Raw genomic sequence first — 21,153 nt, forward strand, 5'->3', positions numbered from 1 at the left:
GATTACCCCTTGCAGGCGGGTTCGGTTTTGTCGCCCGCGTAGTATTCCTGAATGCTCTTCACATTCAGACCGCAGCGGCGCTGTTCCGCAATCGCCATGGCGATGGCGCGGGCACCGGAGACGGTGGTGGAGTAGGGAACGCCGTAGAGCAGCGTAGCCTGACGGATGGACTTGGAATCTTCCACCGTGCGCTTGCCGGATGCGGTGTTCAGCAGCAGAGCTACTTCGCCGTTCTTGATGAAGTCAACGATGTTGGGGCGTCCTTCATACACCTTGGCAACACGGGTGGCGGGCACGCCGTTCTCGACAAAGAGTTGCGAGGTGCCGGTAGTGGCAAGGATTTCAAAACCCAGCTCGTGGAACTTGCGGGCCACATCGAGAATATTGGACTTGTCGCGATCATTCACCGAGATGAAGACCTTGCCGGACTGGGGCAGGCGCTGGCCGCAGGCAAGCTGACCCTTCATGAAGGCTTCCTCGAAGGTGTCTGCAATGCCCATTACCTCGCCGGTGGAGCGCATTTCGGGTCCGAGCAGAATGTCCACGCCGGGGAAACGGCTGAACGGGAACACGGATTCCTTCACCGAGATGTAGCCGGACTTGCGCATGGATGCGGGGTTCAGTTCCTTGATGGTCTTGCCCATCATCACCTGCGTGGCAAGGCGCGGCAGCGGCACACCCGTTGCTTTGGAAACGAACGGGGCGGTACGCGATGCGCGGGGGTTCACTTCAAGGATGAAGATGGTGCCGTCCTTCACCGCGAACTGGATGTTCATGAGGCCGATAACCTTCAGCTCCTTGGCAAGGGCGATGGTCTGGCGGGTGATCTCGTCCACGATGCTCTGGGGCAGCGAGAAGGGAGGCAGCGAGCAGGCAGAGTCGCCGGAATGGATGCCGGCTTCTTCAATGTGCTCCATGATACCTGCCACATATACGTCGGTGCCGTCGGCAAGGGCGTCCACATCCACTTCAATAGCGCTTTCAAGGAACTTGTCGAGCAGAATGGGGTGCTCCGGCGCTGCGGTGCCTACCACGTCGCGGAAGTAGGTGGCGAGCTGTTCGTCATCATACACGATTTCCATGGCCCGGCCGCCCAGCACGTAGGAGGGGCGCACCACCAGCGGATAGGTGATTCTCTCGGCCACCTTGCGGGCTTCTTCCAGCGTCATGACGGTGGCGTTGTCGGGCTGGGTGAGCTTGAGCTTCTGGATAAGGGCCTGGAAGCGCTCGCGGTCTTCTGCGCGGTCGATGGAGTCGGGGTGGGTACCCAGAATCGGCACGCCGGAGCGCAGCAGCGGCACGGCAAGGTTCAGCGGGGTCTGGCCGCCAAACTGAATGATAACGCCGTCGGGCTTTTCCGTTTCCACGATGTTCATGACATCTTCATAGGTGAGCGGCTCAAAGTAGAGACGGTCGGAAGTGTCATAGTCGGTGGAGACGGTTTCCGGGTTGGAGTTGACCATGATGGACTGCACGCCCATGTCCCGCAGTGCGAAGGAGGCATGACAGCAGCAGTAGTCGAACTCGATGCCCTGACCGATACGGTTGGGGCCGCCGCCGAGGATGATGACCTTTTTGCGGTCTTCCACGACGATTTCCTTGCCCGTTTCATAGGTGGAGTAGAAATAGGGGGTGTATGCCTCGAATTCGGAAGCGCAGGTATCCACAAGGTAATATGTGGGCATAATGCCCATTTCCTTGCGCAGCTGGCGGATGGCCAGTTCGGGCTGCTTCCACATCTCGGCGAGCTGGCGGTCGGAAAAGCCGTATTCCTTGGCGCGGCGCATAAGGTCCACGAGGTCGGCGTTGTCCGGCGTGAGCGAGTTGGCAAGGCCGAAGTCGCGCAGTTCGTCCTCAACTTTGAGAATGTCTCTGATCTGGTGCAGGAACCACGGGTCGATCTTGGTGAGGTCGAATATTTCCTCGTTGCTCATGCCCTGCAGCATGGCGTTGCGCACGTAGAACATGCGGCGCGAGTTGGGGGTGCGCAGCTTGGCGATAACTTCTTCACGGTCGGGCTGCTTGCCGCGGAAGTCGCGGCCAAGGCCGAATGCGCCGATTTCCAGCGAGCGCAGACCCTTTTGCAGCGATTCCTTGAAGGTGCGGCCTATGGACATGGCTTCGCCCACGCTCTTCATGGCGGTGTTCAGTTCGTCCTTGGAACCGGGGAATTTTTCAAAGGTGAAGCGGGGCAGCTTGGTCACCACGTAGTCGATGGTCGGCTCGAAAGAGGCCATGGTCTCGCGGGTGATGTCGTTGGGAATCTCGTCCAGCGTGTAGCCCACGGCAAGCTTTGCGGCGATCTTGGCGATGGGGAAGCCCGTTGCCTTGGAAGCAAGGGCGGAAGAGCGGCTGACGCGGGGGTTCATTTCAATGACCACAAGGTCGCCGTTCTCGGGGTTCACGCCGAACTGCACGTTGGAGCCGCCGGTTTCCACGCCGATTTCGCGCATGATGGCGATGGAGGCATCGCGCATCTTCTGGTATTCAAGATCGGTCAGGGTCTGCGCGGGGGCAACGGTGATGGAGTCGCCGGTGTGCACGCCCATGGGATCAAAGTTTTCAATGGAGCAGATGATGACACAGTTGTCTGCCTTGTCGCGCATGACTTCCATTTCATATTCTTTCCAGCCCAGTACAGACTGTTCCAGAAGGATTTCGGAAGAAATGGATGCGGCAAGACCCTGCGATGCGATCTGTTCAAGGTCTTCCATGTTGTAGGCAATACCGCCGCCCTTGCCGCCGAGGGTGAATGCGGGACGGATGATGATGGGGAAGGCCATCTCTTCGCCGATGCGGCGAACGTCGTCCATGGTGCGGGCAATGGAGGATTGGGGTACCTTGAGGCCGATGTTATCCATGGCCTGACGGAACAGTTCGCGGCTTTCCGCCTTTTCGATGACCGATTCGGTGGCGCCGATGAGCTCAACGCCGCACTCTTCCAGAACGCCCATCTTGGCAACCGCCAGCGCGGTATTCAGACCGGTCTGGCCGCCCAGCGTGGGCAGCACCGCACAGGGACGTTCCTTGCGGATGATGGCGGCTACGGTTTCCGGTTCGATGGGTTCGATGTAGGTGCGGTCTGCAAGCTCGGGATCGGTCATGATACTTGCGGGGTTGGAGTTCACCAACACCACTTCGTATCCTTCTTCCTTCAGGGCCTTGATGGCCTGGGTTCCGGAGTAGTCGAATTCACAGGCCTGTCCGATGACAATGGGGCCGGAACCGATGACCATGATGCGCTTTAAGTCAGTCCTCTTTGGCATGTCTCAATGATTCCCTGTGTGACCATGACTGGTCCCTGGTTAGGATCTGTTGGTGGGTCTGTCTGCCAGTGCCGCCCGCAACGTGGTGCGCGCGAACGGCCGTGTTTCCTCTTAGGGAAGATGGGGCACGCCCTTCACTATGGGGGATGGCGCTGGCTGGATAGCGCCCCCGCCTGAAACCCCCACTCTTTATACTACGAGAGGGCGCTTTGGCAAGGGTGTAAACGGCCTCTTGCCAGCAGGAAAATCGCATGCGATAGGTTCTTTCCTGCAAGTTGCTGCTAAGTCGTTGCAACCGTACATGATCGTGTGCAGATGGGGGCGCCGGAACCGATGACCCTTACGATGACCGTTCTTTTTCCATGGCTGGCCGGTTTTTTCGGGCTGCTGCTCGGCAGCCTGTATACTGTCTGCGTGCACCGGTATCTCACCGGTGAACCTATGTCTTTATCCTCGCTTGTCCATTCCGTCTGTCCTCAGTGTTCCCATCCGCTGCGCCGTGGCGATGCCATTCCCGTTCTCGGCTATCTGTTGCTGCGCGGACGCTGCCGCCATTGCCGCAGGCCCATAGGCATACGCTATCCTCTGCTGGAGCTGGCTTCCTGCCTGTGGGCGGCCAGCGTTGCTGTGCAGTTCGGCCCCTCGCCGCAGTGGATTGTGCTTATGGCGGAAGGGGGTATTCTCATTGTCGCCTCCTCCATAGATGTGGAACGCTATCTGCTGCCGGATATGCTCACCCTGCCGGGCGCAGGCGTGGCCATTGCCGCCTCCATGCTGGTCATGGGCATGTCACCGGTGCAGGTGCTGGGCGGCAGTGCTGTCGGGGGCGGCCTGTTCTGGCTGCTGCAGCGGGGCTACCGGATGATTACGGGTACCGTGGGCATTGGCACCGGCGATGTGAAGCTCATGCTCATGCTCGGTGCCATGAGCGGTCTGGCGGGATTGCCCGTGCTCATAACCGTGGCGGCCGTGGCCGCTCTGCTGGTGCACGCTCTGGTCAGCCTGCTCGGGGGCAGATACGCGCTGCATGCCATGATTCCCTTCGGGCCGTTTCTTTCTTTCGGCGGCATGGTGCAGGTGCTCTGGGGCGGGCAGATAGAGATAATGCTCTCGTAGCCCGCAGTTTGCGCCACATGGTCAGGCAGGGGCGGGTGGTCTCATGATAATCCGCATGAAATGCTTGCCCTTACGCGCGGTGCTTGGTACGTCCCCGTACAGTGCAAAAATCCTGAGACCGTAGTGTGGCGGGATTTGTCATAAGCCTATCAAGAGGAGGATGTGTATGCTCGCGATCCTGAAGTACAAGGCGGGCAATCAGACCAGCGTTCGTCGCGCCCTTGATCACCTCGGCATTCCGAATACGATCACTGCGGACCCCGACGAAATAATGGCCGCACAGGGAATCATCTTCCCCGGAGTAGGCGCTGCCGGTCAGGCCATGGACGAACTGGTGGCCACCGGACTCGATCAGGTGCTCAAGCAGGCTGTGGAGGCGGGCAAGCCGCTGCTCGGCATCTGCGTGGGCTGCCAGATCATGCTGGACTATAGCCAGGAAAACGACACCAAGGCACTGGGCATCATTCCCGGCCAGTGCAACCTCTTTAATCCCGCGTGGGAAGAAGAGGACGGCACCCCCATCCGTGTTCCGCACATGGGCTGGAACAAGGTGACCCCCCGCAAGAGCTGCGAACTGATGCGGGGCATAGACTCCGATGCGGAATTCTATTTCGTGCACAGCTATTATCCTGACCCCAAGCCGGAATATGTGCTCGCCACCACCCACTACGGATATGAGATTTGTGCCATTCATGGCGGTCCCGGCCTGTGGGCGGTGCAGTTCCATCCTGAAAAAAGCGGCAGGCCCGGCCTGAAATTCCTGCAGAACTTCTACGCATACTGTCGGGAGGCTGAAAATGCTCAGTAAACGCATCATTCCCTGTCTCGACGTGCGTAACGGCGTTCTCACCAAGGGCGTGAAGTTTCAGGGCAACGTGGATATCGGCGACCCTGTGCTCACGGCCAAGAAGTATTACGAAGAAGGCGCGGACGAGATTGTTTTTTACGACATTACCGCCTCGCATGAAGGCCGTGGCATCTTCCTTGATGTTGTGGAAAAGGTGGCCTCCACCATCTTCATCCCGTTCTCCGTGGGCGGCGGCATCAATTCCGTGGATGACATGCGCGATGCGCTGAATGCCGGTGCGGAAAAGATTTCCGTGAACTCCGGCGCGGTGAAGAACCCGGACATCATCAGCGAAGGCGCAGTACGTTTCGGCTCGCAGGCCATTGTGCTGGGCATGGACGTGAAGCAGGTCGAGAAGTCCGAGGACATTCCCTCCGGCTACGAGATCGTCATTCACGGCGGCCGCAAGCACATGGGCATGGACGCCATTGAATGGGCCAAGACCGCGGAAGCCCTCGGTGCCGGAGAAATCTGCGTGAACTCCATTGACGCAGACGGCACCAAGGACGGCTACGAGCTGACCCTGACCCGCATGATTTCCGAAGCGGTTTCCATTCCCGTCATCGCCTCCGGCGGTGCGGGCAATCCCAGGCATATGTACGATGCGCTGACCGAGGGCAAGGCCACCGCCGCGCTTATCGCCTCCATTGTGCATTACGGAGAATACACCATTCCGGACCTGAAACGGCAAATAAGCGCCATGGGCGCGAAGATGCGCATGGTCTGGTAGCCCGTATAAAGACCAAGAACGAGCCGCCCGAAAGGGCGGCTTTTTTGTATGGCATGGGCAGGGGACAGGCTGATGGGCGGCCTTACTGTCTTCATGAGGCGATTACACTCTCTATTCTCATCAAAAAATAATGAGAATAGAGGGCTATTCTCATCACACCAGCATAGCCGGGAAGGCACACCGGCGCCTTAAGCCGCAATCCGAGGCCGGAGCATGTCGCGACATCGTGTCTGATATCGGATGTGGTCCCGAGACTACGGACTTGCTGCGTCCGGCAGCCGGTGGTAGGACACTGTCTTTCCATTTTGCCATCAAGGAGTGTCTATGCCCACATATGATCTTGCGCACTGGTTGTCCTTTTTCACGGCGGCTTTTTTGTTGAATGTTGCGCCGGGACCGGATTTCGCGTTCATCCTGAGCCATACGGTCAAGGGTGGCAAACGGGCGGGAACAGCGGCCATGCTGGGCATATGGACCGGAGCCTTCGGGCATGTGCTGCTGGCTGCGCTGGGGCTTTCTGCCATTATTGCCGCTTCGGCAACCGTGTTTGGCGTAGTGAAGTGGGTTGGGGTCTGCTACCTGCTGTGGCTTGGCTGGCAGGCGCTCCGCTCGCAGGGCTCGGATCTGGACATGGGTGAAACCGGCGCGCAGGAAGGCTTGTTCTCCGTGTATCGTCAGGGTGTTCTCGTTGATCTGCTTAACCCCAAGGTGGCCACGTTCTTTCTGGCTTTTCTGCCCCAGTTCGTTGAGCCGGGAGCAGGGCCGGTGTGGATGCAGCTTCTGCTGCACGGCACGCTTATCATCGTGGTGGCGGCCTTAGTGGAACCTCCGCTCATTCTGGTGGGCGACCGCCTGACAGGGCGCCTGCGCGAGAGCCGCACGCTGCGCCTGTGGCTGGACCGCACCCTCGGCGGTGTACTTGTGGGGCTGGGGTTGAAACTGGCGGTTTCCGACCGGTAGCAGGCACACGTCCTGATTGTGCTGAGGTTCGCTATGCCGTTCCGCGTGCATTGACGAATGCTGCGCAGCCTTCCGCGTGTGGCCAGATTCTCCGTACGCCTGTCACCGTCAGCCGTTCCGGCTGGTGCAGGGCGCCGGACTTCGTTGTATCATGAAGAAAAAATCCCCTTCCGGAGTACCGGAAGGGGATTTTTTTATCGGATCGTATAACGGCCGGGATGAACCGTCCGCCATAGCTGCGCCGATAAAGGGCGCTTGGGCAGGCCGTCGTCTAAGCCGTCCGGGAAAGTTCTTCGGGAATGTGGGTGCCTGTGTCCACGGAGAACTGGGAGGAAATGCAGACGCGGTTGCGGCCTTCTTCCTTGGCACAATACAGGGCCTTGTCTGCCGCGTCGAACATGGAGCGCGGCGAGAGAGACTTGTCCGGTATGGTAGAGGCAATGCCGATGGAGACCGTCACAAAGTCCGCCGTGCAGGATGCGCAGTGGGGCAGGTCCTTGGTGGAAACGGCAAGCAGCAGCTTGCGGGCGACATGTTCCGCACCGGGAGTATCCGTTCCCGGCAGAAGGATGGCGAATTCCTCGCCGCCTATGCGCGCCAGCTTGTCCACATCGCGCTGGATGATCTCGGAGAGGGTGAGCGATATGTGCCGCAGGCAGTCATCACCCGCGCCGTGACCGTAGGTGTCGTTATACGCCTTGAAGTGGTCGATATCGAGCAGCAGCAGGGAGAGCGGGGTGTTGTTGCGCATGTTGCGGGCCCACTCTTCGTGATAGACTTCTTCGAAATGGCGTTTGTTGCTCAGCCCGGTCAGGCCGTCCGTGACGGAAAGATAGAGCAGCTGTTCGTTGGTTTCTTCCAGCTGCTGCTGCAGTTCTTCCAGCTCGACGAGCTTTCTGTCCAGCTCGCGGCGTTTCTCGTCCAGTTCTTCCTTATGGCGGTACAGGTCGAGAAACACCCCCACCTTGCTTTTGAAAACAAGCGGCTCAAGGGGTTTGAAGAGATAGTCCACGGCGCCGGATTCATATCCCTTGAATATCTGGGTTTCGCGTTTGTAGGCCGCAGTGACGAAAATGATGGGAATATGGCGGGTCTTGCTGTTGCCGCGCATGAGTTCAGCCACTTCGTAGCCATCCATGTCCGGCATCTGCACATCAAGCAGCACAAGGGCGAAGTCGTGATCAAGAGTATGTGCAAGGGCCTCGGCACCGGAGTTTGCCTCAACGAGTTCTACGTCAAGGTCATTCAGCAAACCGCCCAGTGCCAGCAGGTTTGCCGGTCTGTCATCCACAATGAGTATTTTAGGCTTATTCATGATGCACTCCCCAGCAGATTGATGCACTTTCCAATGTCCTTGAGATCAAGAAGATGGTCCGCGTGCGTTGCTTCCAGCGCAGCGCGGGGCATGGCATCGGCTTGGGCTGTTTCGGGCGTCTGCACTATGGCAAGTCCGCCGAGCTGTTTAATTTTGGCAAGTCCGGCAGCGCCGTCGTTGTTTGCGCCGGTGAGAATGACCCCGATGAGTCCTTCTCCATATGCTTCCGCCGCGGTTTCAAAGAGTACGTCCACTGATGGGCGCGAAAAGTTGACGCGGCTTTCTACGGACAGGGAGATGGTGCGGTCAAGCTCAACCATCATATGGTAATCAGGAGGCGCAAAGTAGACCGTGCGGGGTGCAATGTCTTCCTTGTCGTCCGCCTCTTTCACCGTCAGGGAGCAGCGGGGGGTGAAGTGATAGGGCAGGTAGCTTTCCGAATCGGGACTGATGTGCTGAACAATGAGAATCGGCAGGGAGAATGAGTCGCCCAGTGCGGAAAGAACGGCCTCCAGCGCCGCAAGGCCGCCGGCGGAAACGCCTATGACAACGGCCTCGTATTGTTTTGGGGTTTGGGGCATGTTTGCATCACCATTATAACCGTTTTTTGCGGTATATCTTTTCTCTGTCTGCTATGACCTCGAATTTGTCTGCGATTTCTGAGAACATCAGAGTTTCTTTGGAGCCAAGACACAGGAAGCCGCCGGGACAGAGACTGTCGTAGAAAAGTTTGAGAACCTTGTTCTGCAGTTCCCGATTGAAATAGATAAGCACGTTGCGGCAGAAGATAACGTTCATCTCGCCGAAGACGCCGTCTGTGACCAGGTTGTGGGAAGAAAAAAGCACCTGATCGCGCAGCGAACGCTTCATGACCACACTGCTGTAATCGGCGGTGTAGTAGTCGGAAAAGGACTGTGTGCCGCCCGCCTTCTGGTAGTTCGAGGTGTACTCGCGGACGAGGTCGACAGGGTAGATGCCGTCCTTGGCTTTTTGCAGCACAATTTCGTTGAAATCCGTAGCGTAGATCTGCACGCGCTCGCGCATGCCTTCCTCTTCCAGCAGAATGCCCATGGAATAGACTTCCTGTCCTGCGGAACAGCCGGCATGCCATACCTTGATGAAGGGGTATGTGTGCAGGTGGGGCACAACGGATTGGCGCACTTTCTTGTAGAACCACGGGTCGCGGAACATTTCCGTCACATTGATGGAAAGGTCGAGCAACACTGTTTCGAAAAAGGATTCATCATAGATGATGTGGTGCATCATCTGCGCATAGCTGCTCAGCCCTTCAAGGGCGCGCCTGTGCTCAAGCCGGCGCTTGGTGTGTGCGCAAGCATAGTTTCTGAAGTCGTACCCGTACTTGCGGTAAATGGCTTCAAGCAGAAGTTCGATTTCCAGCCGTTCGTTGTCTATCCGTTCCGGGGTGCTCATATCAGTACAACCAGACTCTCAGCATGGAGAGCAGCTTTTCCGTATCCACGGGTTTGGCCAGATAGTCGCTGGCTCCCGCCTCTATGCATTTGCTTCTGTCACCCTTCATGGCCTTGGCGGTAAGCGCAATGATGGGCAGTTTGGCAAACGCGCGCTGTTTGCGGATTTCACGCATGGCTTCATAGCCGTCCATGACGGGCATCATGATGTCCATGAGCACGACATTGGGGCGCAGTCCTTCCTTGAGCTTATCCAGACACTCCTGCCCGTTGCGGGCAATGACCACCTGCATCTGCTTTTCTTCCAGCAGGCTGGAAAGGGCAAAGACGTTGCGCATGTCGTCGTCCACCAGCAGAACGGTCTTGTTGGTCAGAACGGCTTCTTTGTCGTGCACCTGCTTGAGCATGCGCCGTTTTTCTTCCGGCAGGTTGGCTTCAACCCGGTGGAGGAAGAGGGCGGATTCGTCAAGAAGGCGCTCTGGCGATTTTACGCCCTTGATGATGATGGTCTCGGCGTAGCGGTTGAGCTGCTTTTCTTCTTCGCGGGTCAGGTCGCGGCCCGTGTAGATGATGACGGGAACACGCACGGATGTTTCGCTCTGCCTGATCTGTTCGAGCAGGTCGAAGCCGGACATGTCCTCAAGGCCGAGGTCCAGAATCATGCAGTCGTATCCGCCGTTTTCCAGTTCGCGGAAGGCTTCTGCCCCGGTGGATACGGCCGTTGTGTGCACGTCGCCGTTGCCTATGAGTTCCTGAATGCTCTTGCGCTGGATGGGATCGTCTTCCACCAGCAGAAGCTTGCTCACGGGTTTGGAGATGACATGCTCAAGCTTGGCGAAGGTCTCTTCAATCTTTTCCATGCTCACGGGCTTGGTCAGGTAGCCTATGGCCCCCATGCGCATGGCGTCGAGAGAGCTGTCTGCCGCAGACATGAAGTGCACGGGAATGTGGCGCAGGTCAGGGTTGTCCTTGAGGCGCTCCATGACGGTCCAGCCGTCTATGCCGGGCAGGCCGATGTCGAGAATTATGGCGCTGGGCTTGTAATAATCCGCATAATGCAGGCCGGTTTCGCCGTCGCCCGCCACAAGGCACTTGAAGCCGCGCTCACGCGCAAAGTCGCGCATGATGCGCGCAAATTCCAGATTATCTTCGATGATGAGCAGGCTGCGTGCTTCGGGCTTGATGTCCTTGCGGTCATCTTCCAGATACCCGCTTTCGCAGGGGGGCATGACGTGCTTGTCCGGCACCGGCTTTCCGGGGCCGCTGACGGCGATTAGATTGAGCGAGGGGTTGCATTCAAGGGACTGGGAGGCCACAGCTCGCTGCTGGGGCGCAGCCGTGTCCTTGCCTGCATCCTTGGCAGCGGTTGCCGGTGCGGAGGCCGTAGCAGGGGGCGTGGCTGCGATGGAGGCAGCCATCTCGGAGAATCCGTCTTCGGCCTGCTCGCGGTACGTTTCCGGCAGAATAACCGTGAATGTACTGCCCTTGCCCTCTTCACTGTGCAGCGAAATGGTGCCGCCGAGCAGCTTTACCAGTTCGCGGGAGATGGAAAGGCCAAGTCCCGTACCACCGTACTTGCGGCTGGTGCCGCCATCTGCCTGCTGGAATGCCTGAAAAATGGCTTCCTGCTTTTCGCGGGCAATACCGATGCCTTCGTCCCTGACAATAAAGGCAATGCGCTGTTCGTCAGAGCCTTCGCCTGCAGGTGCGGGGCGCATGATATCGAGCGAAACGGACCCCTTGTGGGTGAACTTGAAGGCATTGGTCAGCAGATTGCGCAGCACCTGCTGCAGGCGTTGCGAATCCGTGGTGATGTTCTGCGGGGCGTTGCCGGAAACGCTGATACGGAAATCCAGCCCCTTGTCTTCGGCCACATTGGTAAACAGGCGTTGCAGATCGCCTACAATGTGGTCCACGGGCACGTTTTCCACCATCAGCTCAACCTTGCCGGCCTCGATCTTGGAAAGGTCGAGAATCTCGTTGATCAGGGTGAGCAGGTCGGAACCGGCGGAATGAATGGCCTTGGCAGAGTCTATCTGGCGTTCGCTCAGGTTGCCGTCTCTGTTATTGGCGAACAGCTGCGAGAGAATGAGAATGCTGTTCAGCGGCGTGCGCAGCTCGTGCGACATGTTGGCAAGAAATTCGGATTTGTACTTGCTGGCGATTTCCAGATCTTTAGCCTTCTGCCGCACCACATCCTGCGCCTTGACCAGCTCGGTATTCTTGGTACGGATGGCGTCCTTCTGCTCCTGCAGGGCCTTGGTGCGTTCTTCCAGCTCTTCGTTGGTAACGCGCAGTTCTTCCTGCTGCGCCTGCAGTTCGGCTTCGGATTCGCGCAGGGCCTTGGTCTGCTCTTCCAGTTCCTCGTTGGTAACGCGCAGCTCTTCCTGCTGTGCCTGCAGCTCGGACTGTGATTCCTGCAGGGCATGCGTCTGTTCTTCCAGCTCTACGTTGGCAATGCGCAGTTCTTCCTGCTGGCGCTGCGCCTGTTCAAACAGTTCGCGGATGAGCTGGCGGGAGCGTGCCGCGTTGAGCATGATGGCCACGTTGGCAATATTCTGCTCCACAAACTGGCGTTGCAGAGGGGTAAACGGCTGCAGCGAGCCGATGAGAACAACACCGAGGAGCATGTCTTCAAAGACCACGGGAATGGCCATAAAGTCGGTGGGAGTCGCCTCGCCTGCACCGTAGTTGATGCCGGGAACGGGGTTTGCTTTGTCAGGCACCACGTTGGAGAAGGCAATGGTTTTCTGCTCAAGGGCGGCCTGACCGACCATGCCTTCACCAAGGGCGAAGCTGTTGAAATTGCCGTTGCGGTCGGTAAAGGCGTAGCTGGCGCGCAGCTTGAGCCTGTCGTCTTCGAGCAGGTATATGGCGCCGAGGTGGGCATCAAGATGCGAAGTGAAATAGGTAATGGCCAGCCGGGCGAGATCGTCGGTTTCGTGCTCGCCGCGCATCTCGTCATCCAGCCCTTCCTTGCCCGACTGCAGCCAGTCCATGTCGCGCAGGTTCTGCGCCATGGCGTTCAGGGCTTTGGACAATTCGCCCAGTTCGTCTTTCTGGTCCAGAGCGAGGGAGGTGTGCAGGTCGCCTTCCGATATGGCCTTGGCGAAATGTACCCCCGCGATGATGGGGCGGGTAAGCGTGCGGGAGAAGAATATGGCGCCCCCGCCTATGGACAGGGCAAGCGCTGCGGCGATGCTGCCGATGGTCCAGTAAATGGCACGCACGGGCCCCGTGACTTCGTATTCGTCAATCTTGGAGATGAGATACCAGTCGAGCCCTGCAAGCGAGAGCTTGTTGTAGGCCACGAGTACGGACTTGCCTACGCTGTCCTTGAACACGCCCTTGCCGCCGGATTCGCCGGCGCTGTGTGCGTGACGCCAGTATTCAAGCGGAGTGGTGAGGGAGTAGCCCACAACGTAGCGGCCGTCTCCCATGGTTTTGAGATTGCTGCGCAGTTCATAATTGCCGGTTTGAGCATTTACACCGAGCAGATAGGATTCGCCCGTTTCGCCCATGCCCTGTCTGGAATCGACAATGCGGGTGACGAGTTCGGGTGAAAGCTGCAAGGCGAGCACGCCGAGCTGTTTGCCGTCATTGTCGGTGATGGGGTGGGCGATAAAGGCGGCTTCCGCCCCTCTGCGGGGGCCGTAGGGCGCAAAGTCGGTGATGAATGTTGTGCGGGAGGACAGTGCTCCCTGCCATGCCTCTGCAAGGCCGGACTTCTTGTAGGAACCCACGGAAAGATCGTCACCCGGTTCAAGTTCGCCGTTCAATGCCAGCAGAATATGACCGTGTTCCGCATCAACAAGATAGAGATTCTGGTAGCCGTAGGCCCGGATATGGTTTTCGAGATTCCTGCTATAGGGCGAGACTATTGCCCGGTATCTGAGCGAGCGTTCGGCGGTGCCGAGAGCTTTTGTATGATCGCTCCTGTCAAAGTCATTCAAAAGTGCCTGAAGCTGGCGGACGCGTTCGGAGTCGGCAAGTACCTGCGTGTCGGCTACCCGTTCGTGGAAGAAGTCCTCGATCTGGCCTTTTCGGATGGTCTGTATGGTTTCCAGCTGGTCAAAGGATTTTTCCAGCAGGGAATCCCTGGTGAGCTTGGTTCCGAACAGTCCGACGACGATGAGAGGTATGAGTCCGGTCGCAACAAAAAGAAAGACCAGCTTGGGTCGTATGCGGACGTCAGCAAGAATGTGAAACATGGCAGCTCCAGCGATAAGGCGACTTTTGCAGACACCGGAAACGGGCCGGTCCTGCGGTCGCGGCACCGGAAAAAGCCCCCCCATTCCGGGCTGCGGCGATGAGCGCTCTTACTATACTTATACAGGTGCGGCAATAGGCATTACCTATGGGGGTATTGGTGAATAAGAGCTGGTATGTATAGCCTGCCGGAGGGGTGCCTCCTCCGCGATTGAAGAAATGGAAACAATCATGGGATATTGAATGCAAAACCCCCGCGAGTGATACTCGCGGGGGCTGAAAGCGTTTTTTGTGCGTCGGTCGGTCAGGTTTTGCGGTCTGACACGGCCCTTTCGCAACGGCTGCTTCGTGCTACTTCATCTGGGCGGCAACGTGGTCGGCACCGGCCTGCAGTGCGTCCGCGTTCTTGGGGATGAGGTGGCTGTAGTGCGAGCTGATGACGGAGGTGAGGGATTTCTTCACCACGTCCAGCGGCACCGCGCCCGTGGCCTGCACGTAGCCGCCGAGGGCGACCATGTTGGCCATGCGGGTGTTGCCGAGCTTGTCGGCGATTTCGTTGGCGGGCACGGCAAAGGTCTTCACGCGGGCTTCGGCAAGGGATGCGTCCACCAGCGAGGAGTTGATGATCTGCACGCCGCCGTCCTGCATGCGGGGCTGGAACTTGTCCATGGAGGGCTGGTTCATCACGATCAGCGACTTGGGGCGCTGGATGATGGGCGAACCGATGTCCTCGGAAGAGATAACCACGGTGCAGTTGGCGGTGCCGCCGCGCATTTCCGGTCCGTATACGGGGATGTAGGTCACTTCCAGACCGGCTTCCATGCCTGCGTATGCCAGCAGGTTACCGATCAGCATGACACCCTGTCCGCCGAAACCGGCGATGATGACGTCCTGATAGAGGCTCATTATTTGTCCTCCTTGCTCTCGGAGCATTCGCAGCCGCCTTCAGCGGTTACGTCTTTGTATACGCCGAGCGGGAAGTAGGGGATCATTTCGTCGGTGATGCGCTTGTTGGCGGCAACGGCATCCATGCGCCAGTTGGTGGGGCAGCCGGAAAGCAGTTCCACGAAACCGAAGCCGATACCCTGCTGCTGCACTTCAAACGCCTTGCGGATGGCCTTTTTGGCGCGGCGGATGTTCTTCACGCTGTCCAGAGAGGCGCGTTCGCAGTATGCGGTGCCGCCAAGGCCGCCGATGATCTCGCTCATGCGGATGGGCGAGCCTTCACGGTCGGCGCAGCGGCCGCCGGGGCAGGTGGTGGTCTTCTGGCCGATAAGCGTGGTGGGGGCCATCTGGCCGCCGGTCATGCCGTATACGGTGTTGTTCACGAAGACCACGGAGATGCGCTCGCCGCGGTTGGCGGCGTGCACGATTTCGGCCATGCCGATGGAGGCAAGGTCGCCGTCACCCTGATAGGTGAATACGAACTTGTCCTTGCGTGCACGCTTGAGGCCGGTGGCAACCGCTGGGGCGCGGCCATGGGGCGCTTCAACGGCGTCCACGTTCAGGTAGTTGTAGATGAACACCGAACAGCCGATGGAGCCTACGCACAGCGTTTCGTCCACAAGGCCCATTTCGGTGAGCACTTCGCCCACAAGGCGGTGTGCAATGCCGTGATGACAGCCGGGGCAGTAATGCGTAGGCCGGTCGATCATTATTTCGGGAGCTTCGAATGCGATTTGTTCTGCTGACATGGCTTACCTCCCCAGACGCGCCAGGATGGGCTCTACGAAGTCGTCGGAACCGGGCAGGTTGCCCGGCATGTGGCCGTGGAAGTCCGAGTCGCCGTACTTGCGGATGGACAGGCGGACATCTTCCACCATCTGGCCGCAGTTGTGCTCGATGGTAAGGAACTTCTTGCCAGCTTTGGCGAGATCTTCCAGTACCTTGGCGGGGAAGGGGTACAGGGTGAGGGGACGAACAAGACCCACCTTGTGGCCTTCTGCACGCAGTCTGCGGATGGAGGACTTCACGATACGGCCGATGGAGCCATAGGCCACCACGACCAGTTCGGCATCATCGCAGGCGAACACGTCGGCGCGGGCTTCTGACTGCAGAGCTTCGTACTTCTGCTGCAGGCGGATGTTCTGCTCGGCAAGGGCGCCGTCTTCAAGGAACAGGGACTTCAGCAGGCGCTTTTCACGGTTGACAGCACCGCTGAGGCACCAGTCTTCCACGCCGTAGTTGTTGATGTTTTCAGGAGTCCAGGGGGTGACCGGTTCCTTCATCTGGCCGACAATGGCATCGCCGAGCACCAGAACGGGGTTGCGGTATTTGAAGGCAAGGTCAAAGGCTTCGATCATCATGTCGTACCCTTCCTGGCAGGTGCCGGGGGCAAGCACGATGGTGCGGTAGTCGCCATGACCGCCCCCGCGGGTGGACTGGAAATAGTCGCCCTGCGAGGAGCCGATGTCGCCGAGACCGGGGCCGCCGCGGTTGATGTTCACGATGACACCGGGAAGGTCGGAGCCTGCCATGTAGGAAATGGCTTCCTGCATGAGCGAAATGCCCGGCGAGGAAGAGGTGGTCATGGCGCGGACACCGCCGGAAGCGGCACCGAGCAGCATGTTGGCGGAAGCCACTTCGGATTCTGCCTGCACAAACTCACCGCCCACGGCGGGAAGTTCGGTAGACAGGAATTCGGGAATATCGTTCTGGGGGGTGATGGGATAGCCGAAGTAGCACTTCAGACCGGCGGCCAGAGCACCTCGGGATATGGCCTCGTTCCCCTTGATGAAAATACGCTTGTTATCGGCCATGGCTATTTCTTCTCCTTCTTCTCGCGGTACACTTTGATCGCAAGATCAGGGCATATCAACGCACAGGACGTACAGCCCGTACATTTTTCCATGTCCTCTTCCTTGACCTCTGCCACCTTGTAGCCCTGCTTGTTGAAGCGGGCCGACTGGCAGATGATCTCCTTGGGGCATACGGTCGTACAGAGAAGGCACCCCTTGCACCTCTCATCTCTAAACTCTACCCGTGCCATTCGTAACACCTCTGGGTTAAGGATGTTGCCTTGCCCTGCAGGCGGGCGATACCGCGAGTTGCGGCATATTCAGGCCGTACGGTTCTACACCGTAACCGTGCCTGATTCAATCGCCTAAGCCCGCCCTGCGCACGGCGTGTTGTTACTGGAATCCCGATGGGCCAGTTCCCGTTGATCGCGCATCCGTCGTCGCTGCCTTGGCCGTGCGGCTGCGGGGCGTGCCCCGCATCAGTGTGAGCACTGTCTGTGCCACACTATCAGCAACAAAGCATCCGTCTTAGATTTGGCGGTTGCCCCGGCATCTGTCTACAGAAGCAGCATGGAATCGCCGTAGCTGAAGACCCTGAAGCCCTTGCTCAGTGCCTCGGCATATGCCTTGAGCACCCGCTCGCGACCGGCGAACGCGCTTATCATCATGAGGAGGGATGACTCCGGCAGATGAAAGTTTGTGATCACGTGGTCCGCCACCTTAAACGCAAATCCGGGATAAATAAAGATGTCAGTCCACCCTCTGAACGGGGCAATTTTGCCGGTTTGCGCAAAGGCTCCTTCCAGCACGCGGGTGGAGGTTGTGCCCACGGTCACCACGGGGCGGCCTTCGGCTTTGGCAGCGGCAATGGTGGCTGCGGCCTCCGGTGTGATCTCTATGAATTCCTTGTGCATGGAATGCTCACGGATGTCGGGGCAGCGCACGGGGCTGAAGGTGCCGTAGCCCACGTAGAGCGTGACCTCTGCCCAGCGGAAGCCGCGTTCGGCTAGGCGGGTGCGCAGGTCATCCGTGAAATGCAGGCCCGCAGTGGGGGCCGCCACGGAGCCGAGCTGTTCTTCTTTGGCGTAGACAGTCTGGTAGCGGTCTTTGTCGGCTGCGTCGTCTTCGCGCTTGATGTAGGGGGGCAGGGGCAGGTGACCCTGCGAAAGAAAATGCTGCTTCAGGTCGCCACGCCAGAAAAGCCGCACAACGCATTTGCCGAACTCGCCGGGTTCCGCCACTTCCAGCCGGAAGTCGTCGTTGAAGGTCACTTCGCCGCCCGGCTTTACCCGTTTGGACATGCGCAGCAGGCCTTCCACAACAGCGGTCTGCCAACCGGAGTCCTGTGCGGGAGCCGGTTGCGGCTCGATGAGCGGAAGCGGGGAGAGCATGAGAAATTCCACCCTGCCGCCGGAAGGGCGCGAGCCGAAGATGCGCGCAGGCAACACCTTTGAATTGTTGACCACCAGCAGGGCGTTTTCCGGCAGATAGTCGGCCAGATCGGCAAACATGGCTGCCGTGTTGCGGCCCGAAGCGCGGTTGACCACAAACAGCCGCGATGCTCCCCGCTTGTCCGCAGGGTGCTGTGCTATCTGGTTTTCCGGCAGTTCATAGGTGTATGAAGCGAGAGCAAAATCGGGCGGAATATTCGCCGCACTCTCTGCAGTGGGTGTGTTGCTGGTGTCTTGTGCCATGGTATTCGTGAGTAATAACATTGAAAAGTGTTGTAAAAAAACAAGTTGGGAATTTGCAGTTTGCTCCGCAATCCGTTAGTAAGGGCTAGCGATGATGCTGTACCTTCGGCAAGGCCGTGCGTACACCCGATTCGTTCAAGACTCAATAATAAAGGAGTTACGAATGCGAACCAAACTTCTCGCCCTGCTTATGGTGTTGGGCATCGCTGTCACCGGTTGTACCGGCTCGACGTTCTCTTCTGGTTCCGGTTCCGATCCCGTGGAAGGTACTGTGTCCGGTTCTGCCGCGCAGAAATTCCGCTATGTTGACTATGACGACATCTTCATTCCCAATGAGATGACCCTCAAAAACGATGAGTCCTTTTTCATCGGCACCGGCTCTGATAAGCTGGGACTGATGTACTTTACCGGCCGCGTTGAGTTCCGCTCGCTTGCGACCACCCTTATTGCCAACATGGGCAACGACGGCTGGACTCTGAACTTCAACTTTGTTTCTTCTCCCCGCAGTGTGCTTATCTTCAGCAAGGCGACCCGTTTCTGTGTCATGAAGATTGAAGACGGTACCACCAAGACGGCACTGTCTGTTGACGTGTATCCCATTAACGGGCAGGAGCGGACGTTCCGTCCCGTGATTCAGCCTTCCATGGGCAGCGGCGGTGGCATCAATGTGGCCCCGAGCCGTCCGTCAGGCGAATCTGCACCTCTCAAAGAAGAAGGATTAAGCCAGTAGTGCTTACCCACCTCTCGTTCAAAGGCTTTCTCGGCAGGCGTCTGCAGCTTGGCGTGTGCGGCTCCATTGCCGCCTACAAGGCGCTTGATCTGGTCCGCATGTTCCGTGACACAGGCACGGATGTGGGCGCAACCCTGACCGACTCTGCCCGTCAATTCGTGACGCCCCTGAGCTTTGAAGCGCTGGGGGCCTCTCCCGTGTTTTCCGCCATGTATCCGGTTGGTGATGATGTCTTCGGGCATCTCACCCCCGGTGAGGCGGCACACGCCATGCTCATTGCACCGGCTACCGCATCCACGCTTGCGCGTCTTGCCAACGGCCTTGCCGATGACATGCTCAGCTGTCAGGCGCTGGCCTTTCCCAAGCCGCTGGTCATTGCGCCGGCCATGAACCCGCGCATGTGGCACAATGCCGCCACGCAGGCCAACTGGGAAACTCTGAAGGCCCGTGGACATGTGTGCATAGAGCCGGGCTGCGGACGCACCGCCTGCATGGAAGAGGGCAGGGGCAGACTTGCCGATCTGAACGAGATTTTCCTCTATGGCCTGCGCGCGCTTACGCCGCAGGACATGGCGGGCCAGACCGTGATGATCACCCTTGGACCCACCCGTGAGAAGTGGGACGGGGTGCGCTTCTGGTCCAACCCGTCATCGGGTACCATGGGCGCCTGCTTTGCCGTTGCCGCATGGCTGCGCGGAGCCACCGTGCATGCGGTGACCGGTCCCGGCACGCCGTGGCTGCCCTCCATGATCAGCAGATACGACGTAACCTCTGCCAAAGAGATGTTCGAAGCGGCGGAAGGGCTGTGGCCGACGATGGATATCGGCGTGTTCACGGCGGCCGTGGCGGACTTTTCTCCCATTCCCTTCGGTGACGAGAAGTTCAAGAAGGGGGCGGAGGAACTGGTGGTGCGTTTTGCCTCCACCACGGATATTCTCAAGACCCTTGGCGCGGCAAAGAAGGAAGGGCAGCGTATTGTCGGCTTTGCCGCCGAGACCAGCTCCATGCAGGAAAACGCGCTGAAGAAGCTGCGCGCCAAGAATGCGGACATGGTTGTGGGGAATATTGTCGGCCGTGCGGATTCCGGTTTTCAATCGCCCACGAACGAGGTATTTGTCACCGACCGTAACGGGCGGCAGGAAGAATGGCCTGTGCAGCCCAAAACCGAAGTGGCTTGGAGAGTGCTCGATTGGCTCCTGCAGTTGTAACAATAGCTGAATCGCTGCGTCCGTGGCGGAACGCAGGGCTTGAGTTCGTGTTCGATGAACACGGACTTTTTGCTGCTGCGTCTGAACACGAAGCGGCTCAGCCTGCTCAGCCAGCTCAACAGGTTCAGCAGGGACGCCCGTCTTATCAGCCCTCCGGCCAGCCTTCCGGCCAAACGTCCGGCCCAATGTCCGGCCAGCAGTCGGGGCAGGCCTATGGTCAGCCACCCGCGCAATATTCGTCACAGGCGCAGCCTTCGCATGCGCAGGCCTATGCCGCACGCCAGAAGGCCGCACAGAATCAGGCTCCGCGAACCCAGTCGGCCCCCGCGCAGGGCGGTCAGGCTGCCGCACGTGGGCAGCAGCCCGCAGGCAATGTGCGGGCCATGGGCACCAGCGGGCTTGCCGTGCATCCCACCTCGCAGCCTCCGGAACAGTGGCCAGCCCAGTGGCAGGCCATGTGGGGCAAGGTGAAGTCGCCCAGTGCCGTGGTCTGGACTTACTGGAGTCTCGGCGACGACCTGAGCGGCAGAGCCAACGCTGAACGCGGCGCACTGCTGCGCAAGATCATCGGTTCGCTGCAGTTGCCTGCCGGTTCCAGCGCATTCTGGCCTGTATCTCTGCCCGAAGTCGCGGCCACTGCCGAATCGGACGCAGGCAGTGAACTCATTGCCGCGCCGGAAATCTTTCTTGCGGGTCTGCGCCGCGTGCGCCCCCGCTACTGCATCACGTTCGGGTCCAAGGCCCTGCGCACCTTTGCGCCTGATCTCGGCCTTGCCCCCTACACCTTCACCCAGTTTCTGGGACACCGCCTCATCGCCCTGCCGGATATCGACATCCTGCTCAAGAATCAGGGTACCGTTCCCGCAGTCATCGCCTTCCTGAAGACCGCCGTTACATTGCGGGGCTAGGG

The 21,153-nt window shown here is 58.9% G+C and carries 17 protein-coding genes; 7 read left to right on the forward strand and 10 right to left on the reverse strand.

The genetic code is table 11. The features are described from left to right. Positions 1–2 precede the first annotated feature (2 nt). A complete protein-coding gene (gene carB, locus HUV30_RS15145; RefSeq protein ID WP_174406345.1) occupies positions 3–3,266 on the reverse strand; it encodes a carbamoyl-phosphate synthase large subunit in 3,264 nt (1,087 codons plus the stop codon). 333 nt (positions 3,267–3,599) lie between these two features. On the opposite strand from carB, the gene HUV30_RS15150 reads away from it, so the two are divergent. The 4 genes from HUV30_RS15150 to HUV30_RS15165 all read left to right on the forward strand — a co-directional run bounded on the left by HUV30_RS15150 (position 3,600) and on the right by HUV30_RS15165 (position 6,919). After that, on the forward strand, positions 3,600–4,382 hold the full coding sequence (locus HUV30_RS15150) for a prepilin peptidase (RefSeq protein WP_174406346.1): 783 nt from the start codon (positions 3,600–3,602) through the stop codon (positions 4,380–4,382). 166 nt (positions 4,383–4,548) lie between these two features. Continuing rightward, positions 4,549–5,190, forward strand: coding sequence for an imidazole glycerol phosphate synthase subunit HisH (gene hisH / locus HUV30_RS15155; RefSeq protein WP_174406347.1), 642 nt, complete (start codon positions 4,549–4,551; stop codon positions 5,188–5,190). Beyond that, entirely contained in the window at positions 5,180–5,959 is a 780-nt protein-coding gene (hisF, locus tag HUV30_RS15160; RefSeq protein ID WP_174406348.1) for an imidazole glycerol phosphate synthase subunit HisF, read from the forward strand. Before hisH ends, hisF begins: the two co-directional genes overlap by 11 nt. A 324-nt stretch (positions 5,960–6,283) precedes the next feature. Then, positions 6,284–6,919 (forward strand): LysE family translocator, encoded by a 636-nt coding sequence (locus tag HUV30_RS15165; protein ID WP_174406349.1) that lies wholly within the window; start codon positions 6,284–6,286, stop codon positions 6,917–6,919. A gap of 271 nt (positions 6,920–7,190) precedes the next feature. Here the strand turns inward: HUV30_RS15165 and HUV30_RS15170 are convergent, their stop codons facing one another. The 9 genes from HUV30_RS15170 to queA all read right to left on the reverse strand — a co-directional run bounded on the left by HUV30_RS15170 (position 7,191) and on the right by queA (position 18,305). Further along, a complete protein-coding gene (locus HUV30_RS15170; protein ID WP_205245244.1) occupies positions 7,191–8,234 on the reverse strand; it encodes a GGDEF domain-containing response regulator in 1,044 nt (347 codons plus the stop codon). Then, positions 8,231–8,815: a chemotaxis protein CheB gene (locus tag HUV30_RS15175; protein WP_174406350.1), complete on the reverse strand. Its 585-nt coding sequence runs from the start codon at positions 8,813–8,815 to the stop codon at positions 8,231–8,233. The genes HUV30_RS15170 and HUV30_RS15175 overlap by 4 nt, the downstream gene beginning before the upstream one ends. Before the next feature lie 13 nt (positions 8,816–8,828). Continuing rightward, positions 8,829–9,665, reverse strand: coding sequence for a CheR family methyltransferase (locus HUV30_RS15180; RefSeq protein ID WP_174406351.1), 837 nt, complete (start codon positions 9,663–9,665; stop codon positions 8,829–8,831). A gap of 1 nt (position 9,666) precedes the next feature. Continuing rightward, entirely contained in the window at positions 9,667–13,875 is a 4,209-nt protein-coding gene (locus HUV30_RS15185; protein ID WP_174406352.1) for a response regulator, read from the reverse strand. A 349-nt stretch (positions 13,876–14,224) separates the two neighbouring features. Continuing rightward, positions 14,225–14,779 (reverse strand): 2-oxoacid:ferredoxin oxidoreductase subunit gamma family protein, encoded by a 555-nt coding sequence (locus tag HUV30_RS15190; RefSeq protein WP_174406353.1) that lies wholly within the window; start codon positions 14,777–14,779, stop codon positions 14,225–14,227. Beyond that, positions 14,779–15,567, reverse strand: a complete 789-nt coding sequence (locus HUV30_RS15195; RefSeq protein ID WP_174406354.1) for a thiamine pyrophosphate-dependent enzyme — start codon at positions 15,565–15,567, stop codon at positions 14,779–14,781. The genes HUV30_RS15190 and HUV30_RS15195 overlap by 1 nt, the downstream gene beginning before the upstream one ends. A gap of 3 nt (positions 15,568–15,570) precedes the next feature. After that, positions 15,571–16,632: a 3-methyl-2-oxobutanoate dehydrogenase subunit VorB gene (locus HUV30_RS15200; protein WP_174406355.1), complete on the reverse strand. Its 1,062-nt coding sequence runs from the start codon at positions 16,630–16,632 to the stop codon at positions 15,571–15,573. Between the two features lie 2 nt (positions 16,633–16,634). After that, on the reverse strand, positions 16,635–16,862 hold the full coding sequence (locus HUV30_RS15205) for a 4Fe-4S dicluster domain-containing protein (RefSeq protein WP_174406356.1): 228 nt from the start codon (positions 16,860–16,862) through the stop codon (positions 16,635–16,637). A 306-nt stretch (positions 16,863–17,168) separates the two neighbouring features. Further along, entirely contained in the window at positions 17,169–18,305 is a 1,137-nt protein-coding gene (queA, locus tag HUV30_RS15210) for a tRNA preQ1(34) S-adenosylmethionine ribosyltransferase-isomerase QueA (RefSeq protein ID WP_174406357.1), read from the reverse strand. Positions 18,306–18,468: 163 nt separating this feature from the next. Between queA and HUV30_RS15215 the strand changes: the two genes are divergently transcribed. The 3 genes from HUV30_RS15215 (at position 18,469) to HUV30_RS15225 (ending at position 21,151) form a co-directional block, all read left to right on the forward strand. Continuing rightward, a complete protein-coding gene (locus tag HUV30_RS15215) occupies positions 18,469–19,035 on the forward strand; it encodes a hypothetical protein (RefSeq protein WP_174406358.1) in 567 nt (188 codons plus the stop codon). Further along, complete coding sequence (gene coaBC, locus HUV30_RS15220; RefSeq protein WP_174406359.1) at positions 19,035–20,243, forward strand: bifunctional phosphopantothenoylcysteine decarboxylase/phosphopantothenate--cysteine ligase CoaBC; 1,209 nt, start codon at positions 19,035–19,037, stop codon at positions 20,241–20,243. Before HUV30_RS15215 ends, coaBC begins: the two co-directional genes overlap by 1 nt. Positions 20,244–20,428: 185 nt before the next feature. Further along, positions 20,429–21,151, forward strand: coding sequence for a hypothetical protein (locus HUV30_RS15225; protein WP_174406360.1), 723 nt, complete (start codon positions 20,429–20,431; stop codon positions 21,149–21,151). Positions 21,152–21,153: the final 2 nt, after the last annotated feature.

Origin of the sequence: Desulfovibrio subterraneus (genome assembly GCF_013340285.1) — a bacterium.
In the GTDB taxonomy this organism is placed as follows: domain Bacteria; phylum Desulfobacterota; class Desulfovibrionia; order Desulfovibrionales; family Desulfovibrionaceae; genus Halodesulfovibrio; species Halodesulfovibrio subterraneus.

What these genes read in the sequence shown, in the direction of transcription:
- hisH (WP_174406347.1), top strand. Translation starts at nt 4,549, where the DNA reads ATGCTCGCGATCCTGAAGTACAAGGCGGGCAATCAGACCAGCGTTCGT.
- HUV30_RS15150 (WP_174406346.1), top strand. Translation starts at nt 3,600, where the DNA reads ATGACCCTTACGATGACCGTTCTTTTTCCATGGCTGGCCGGTTTTTTC.
- HUV30_RS15175 (WP_174406350.1), bottom strand. Translation starts at nt 8,815, where the DNA reads ATGCCCCAAACCCCAAAACAATACGAGGCCGTTGTCATAGGCGTTTCC.
- HUV30_RS15195 (WP_174406354.1), bottom strand. Translation starts at nt 15,567, where the DNA reads ATGTCAGCAGAACAAATCGCATTCGAAGCTCCCGAAATAATGATCGAC.
- HUV30_RS15185 (WP_174406352.1), bottom strand. Translation starts at nt 13,875, where the DNA reads ATGTTTCACATTCTTGCTGACGTCCGCATACGACCCAAGCTGGTCTTT.
- carB (WP_174406345.1), bottom strand. Translation starts at nt 3,266, where the DNA reads ATGCCAAAGAGGACTGACTTAAAGCGCATCATGGTCATCGGTTCCGGC.
- HUV30_RS15225 (WP_174406360.1), top strand. Translation starts at nt 20,429, where the DNA reads ATGTCCGGCCAGCAGTCGGGGCAGGCCTATGGTCAGCCACCCGCGCAA.
- queA (WP_174406357.1), bottom strand. Translation starts at nt 18,305, where the DNA reads ATGGCACAAGACACCAGCAACACACCCACTGCAGAGAGTGCGGCGAAT.
- hisF (WP_174406348.1), top strand. Translation starts at nt 5,180, where the DNA reads ATGCTCAGTAAACGCATCATTCCCTGTCTCGACGTGCGTAACGGCGTT.
- HUV30_RS15180 (WP_174406351.1), bottom strand. Translation starts at nt 9,665, where the DNA reads ATGAGCACCCCGGAACGGATAGACAACGAACGGCTGGAAATCGAACTT.
- HUV30_RS15170 (WP_205245244.1), bottom strand. Translation starts at nt 8,234, where the DNA reads ATGAATAAGCCTAAAATACTCATTGTGGATGACAGACCGGCAAACCTG.
- HUV30_RS15200 (WP_174406355.1), bottom strand. Translation starts at nt 16,632, where the DNA reads ATGGCCGATAACAAGCGTATTTTCATCAAGGGGAACGAGGCCATATCC.
- HUV30_RS15205 (WP_174406356.1), bottom strand. Translation starts at nt 16,862, where the DNA reads ATGGCACGGGTAGAGTTTAGAGATGAGAGGTGCAAGGGGTGCCTTCTC.
- HUV30_RS15165 (WP_174406349.1), top strand. Translation starts at nt 6,284, where the DNA reads ATGCCCACATATGATCTTGCGCACTGGTTGTCCTTTTTCACGGCGGCT.
- HUV30_RS15215 (WP_174406358.1), top strand. Translation starts at nt 18,469, where the DNA reads ATGCGAACCAAACTTCTCGCCCTGCTTATGGTGTTGGGCATCGCTGTC.
- HUV30_RS15190 (WP_174406353.1), bottom strand. Translation starts at nt 14,779, where the DNA reads ATGAGCCTCTATCAGGACGTCATCATCGCCGGTTTCGGCGGACAGGGT.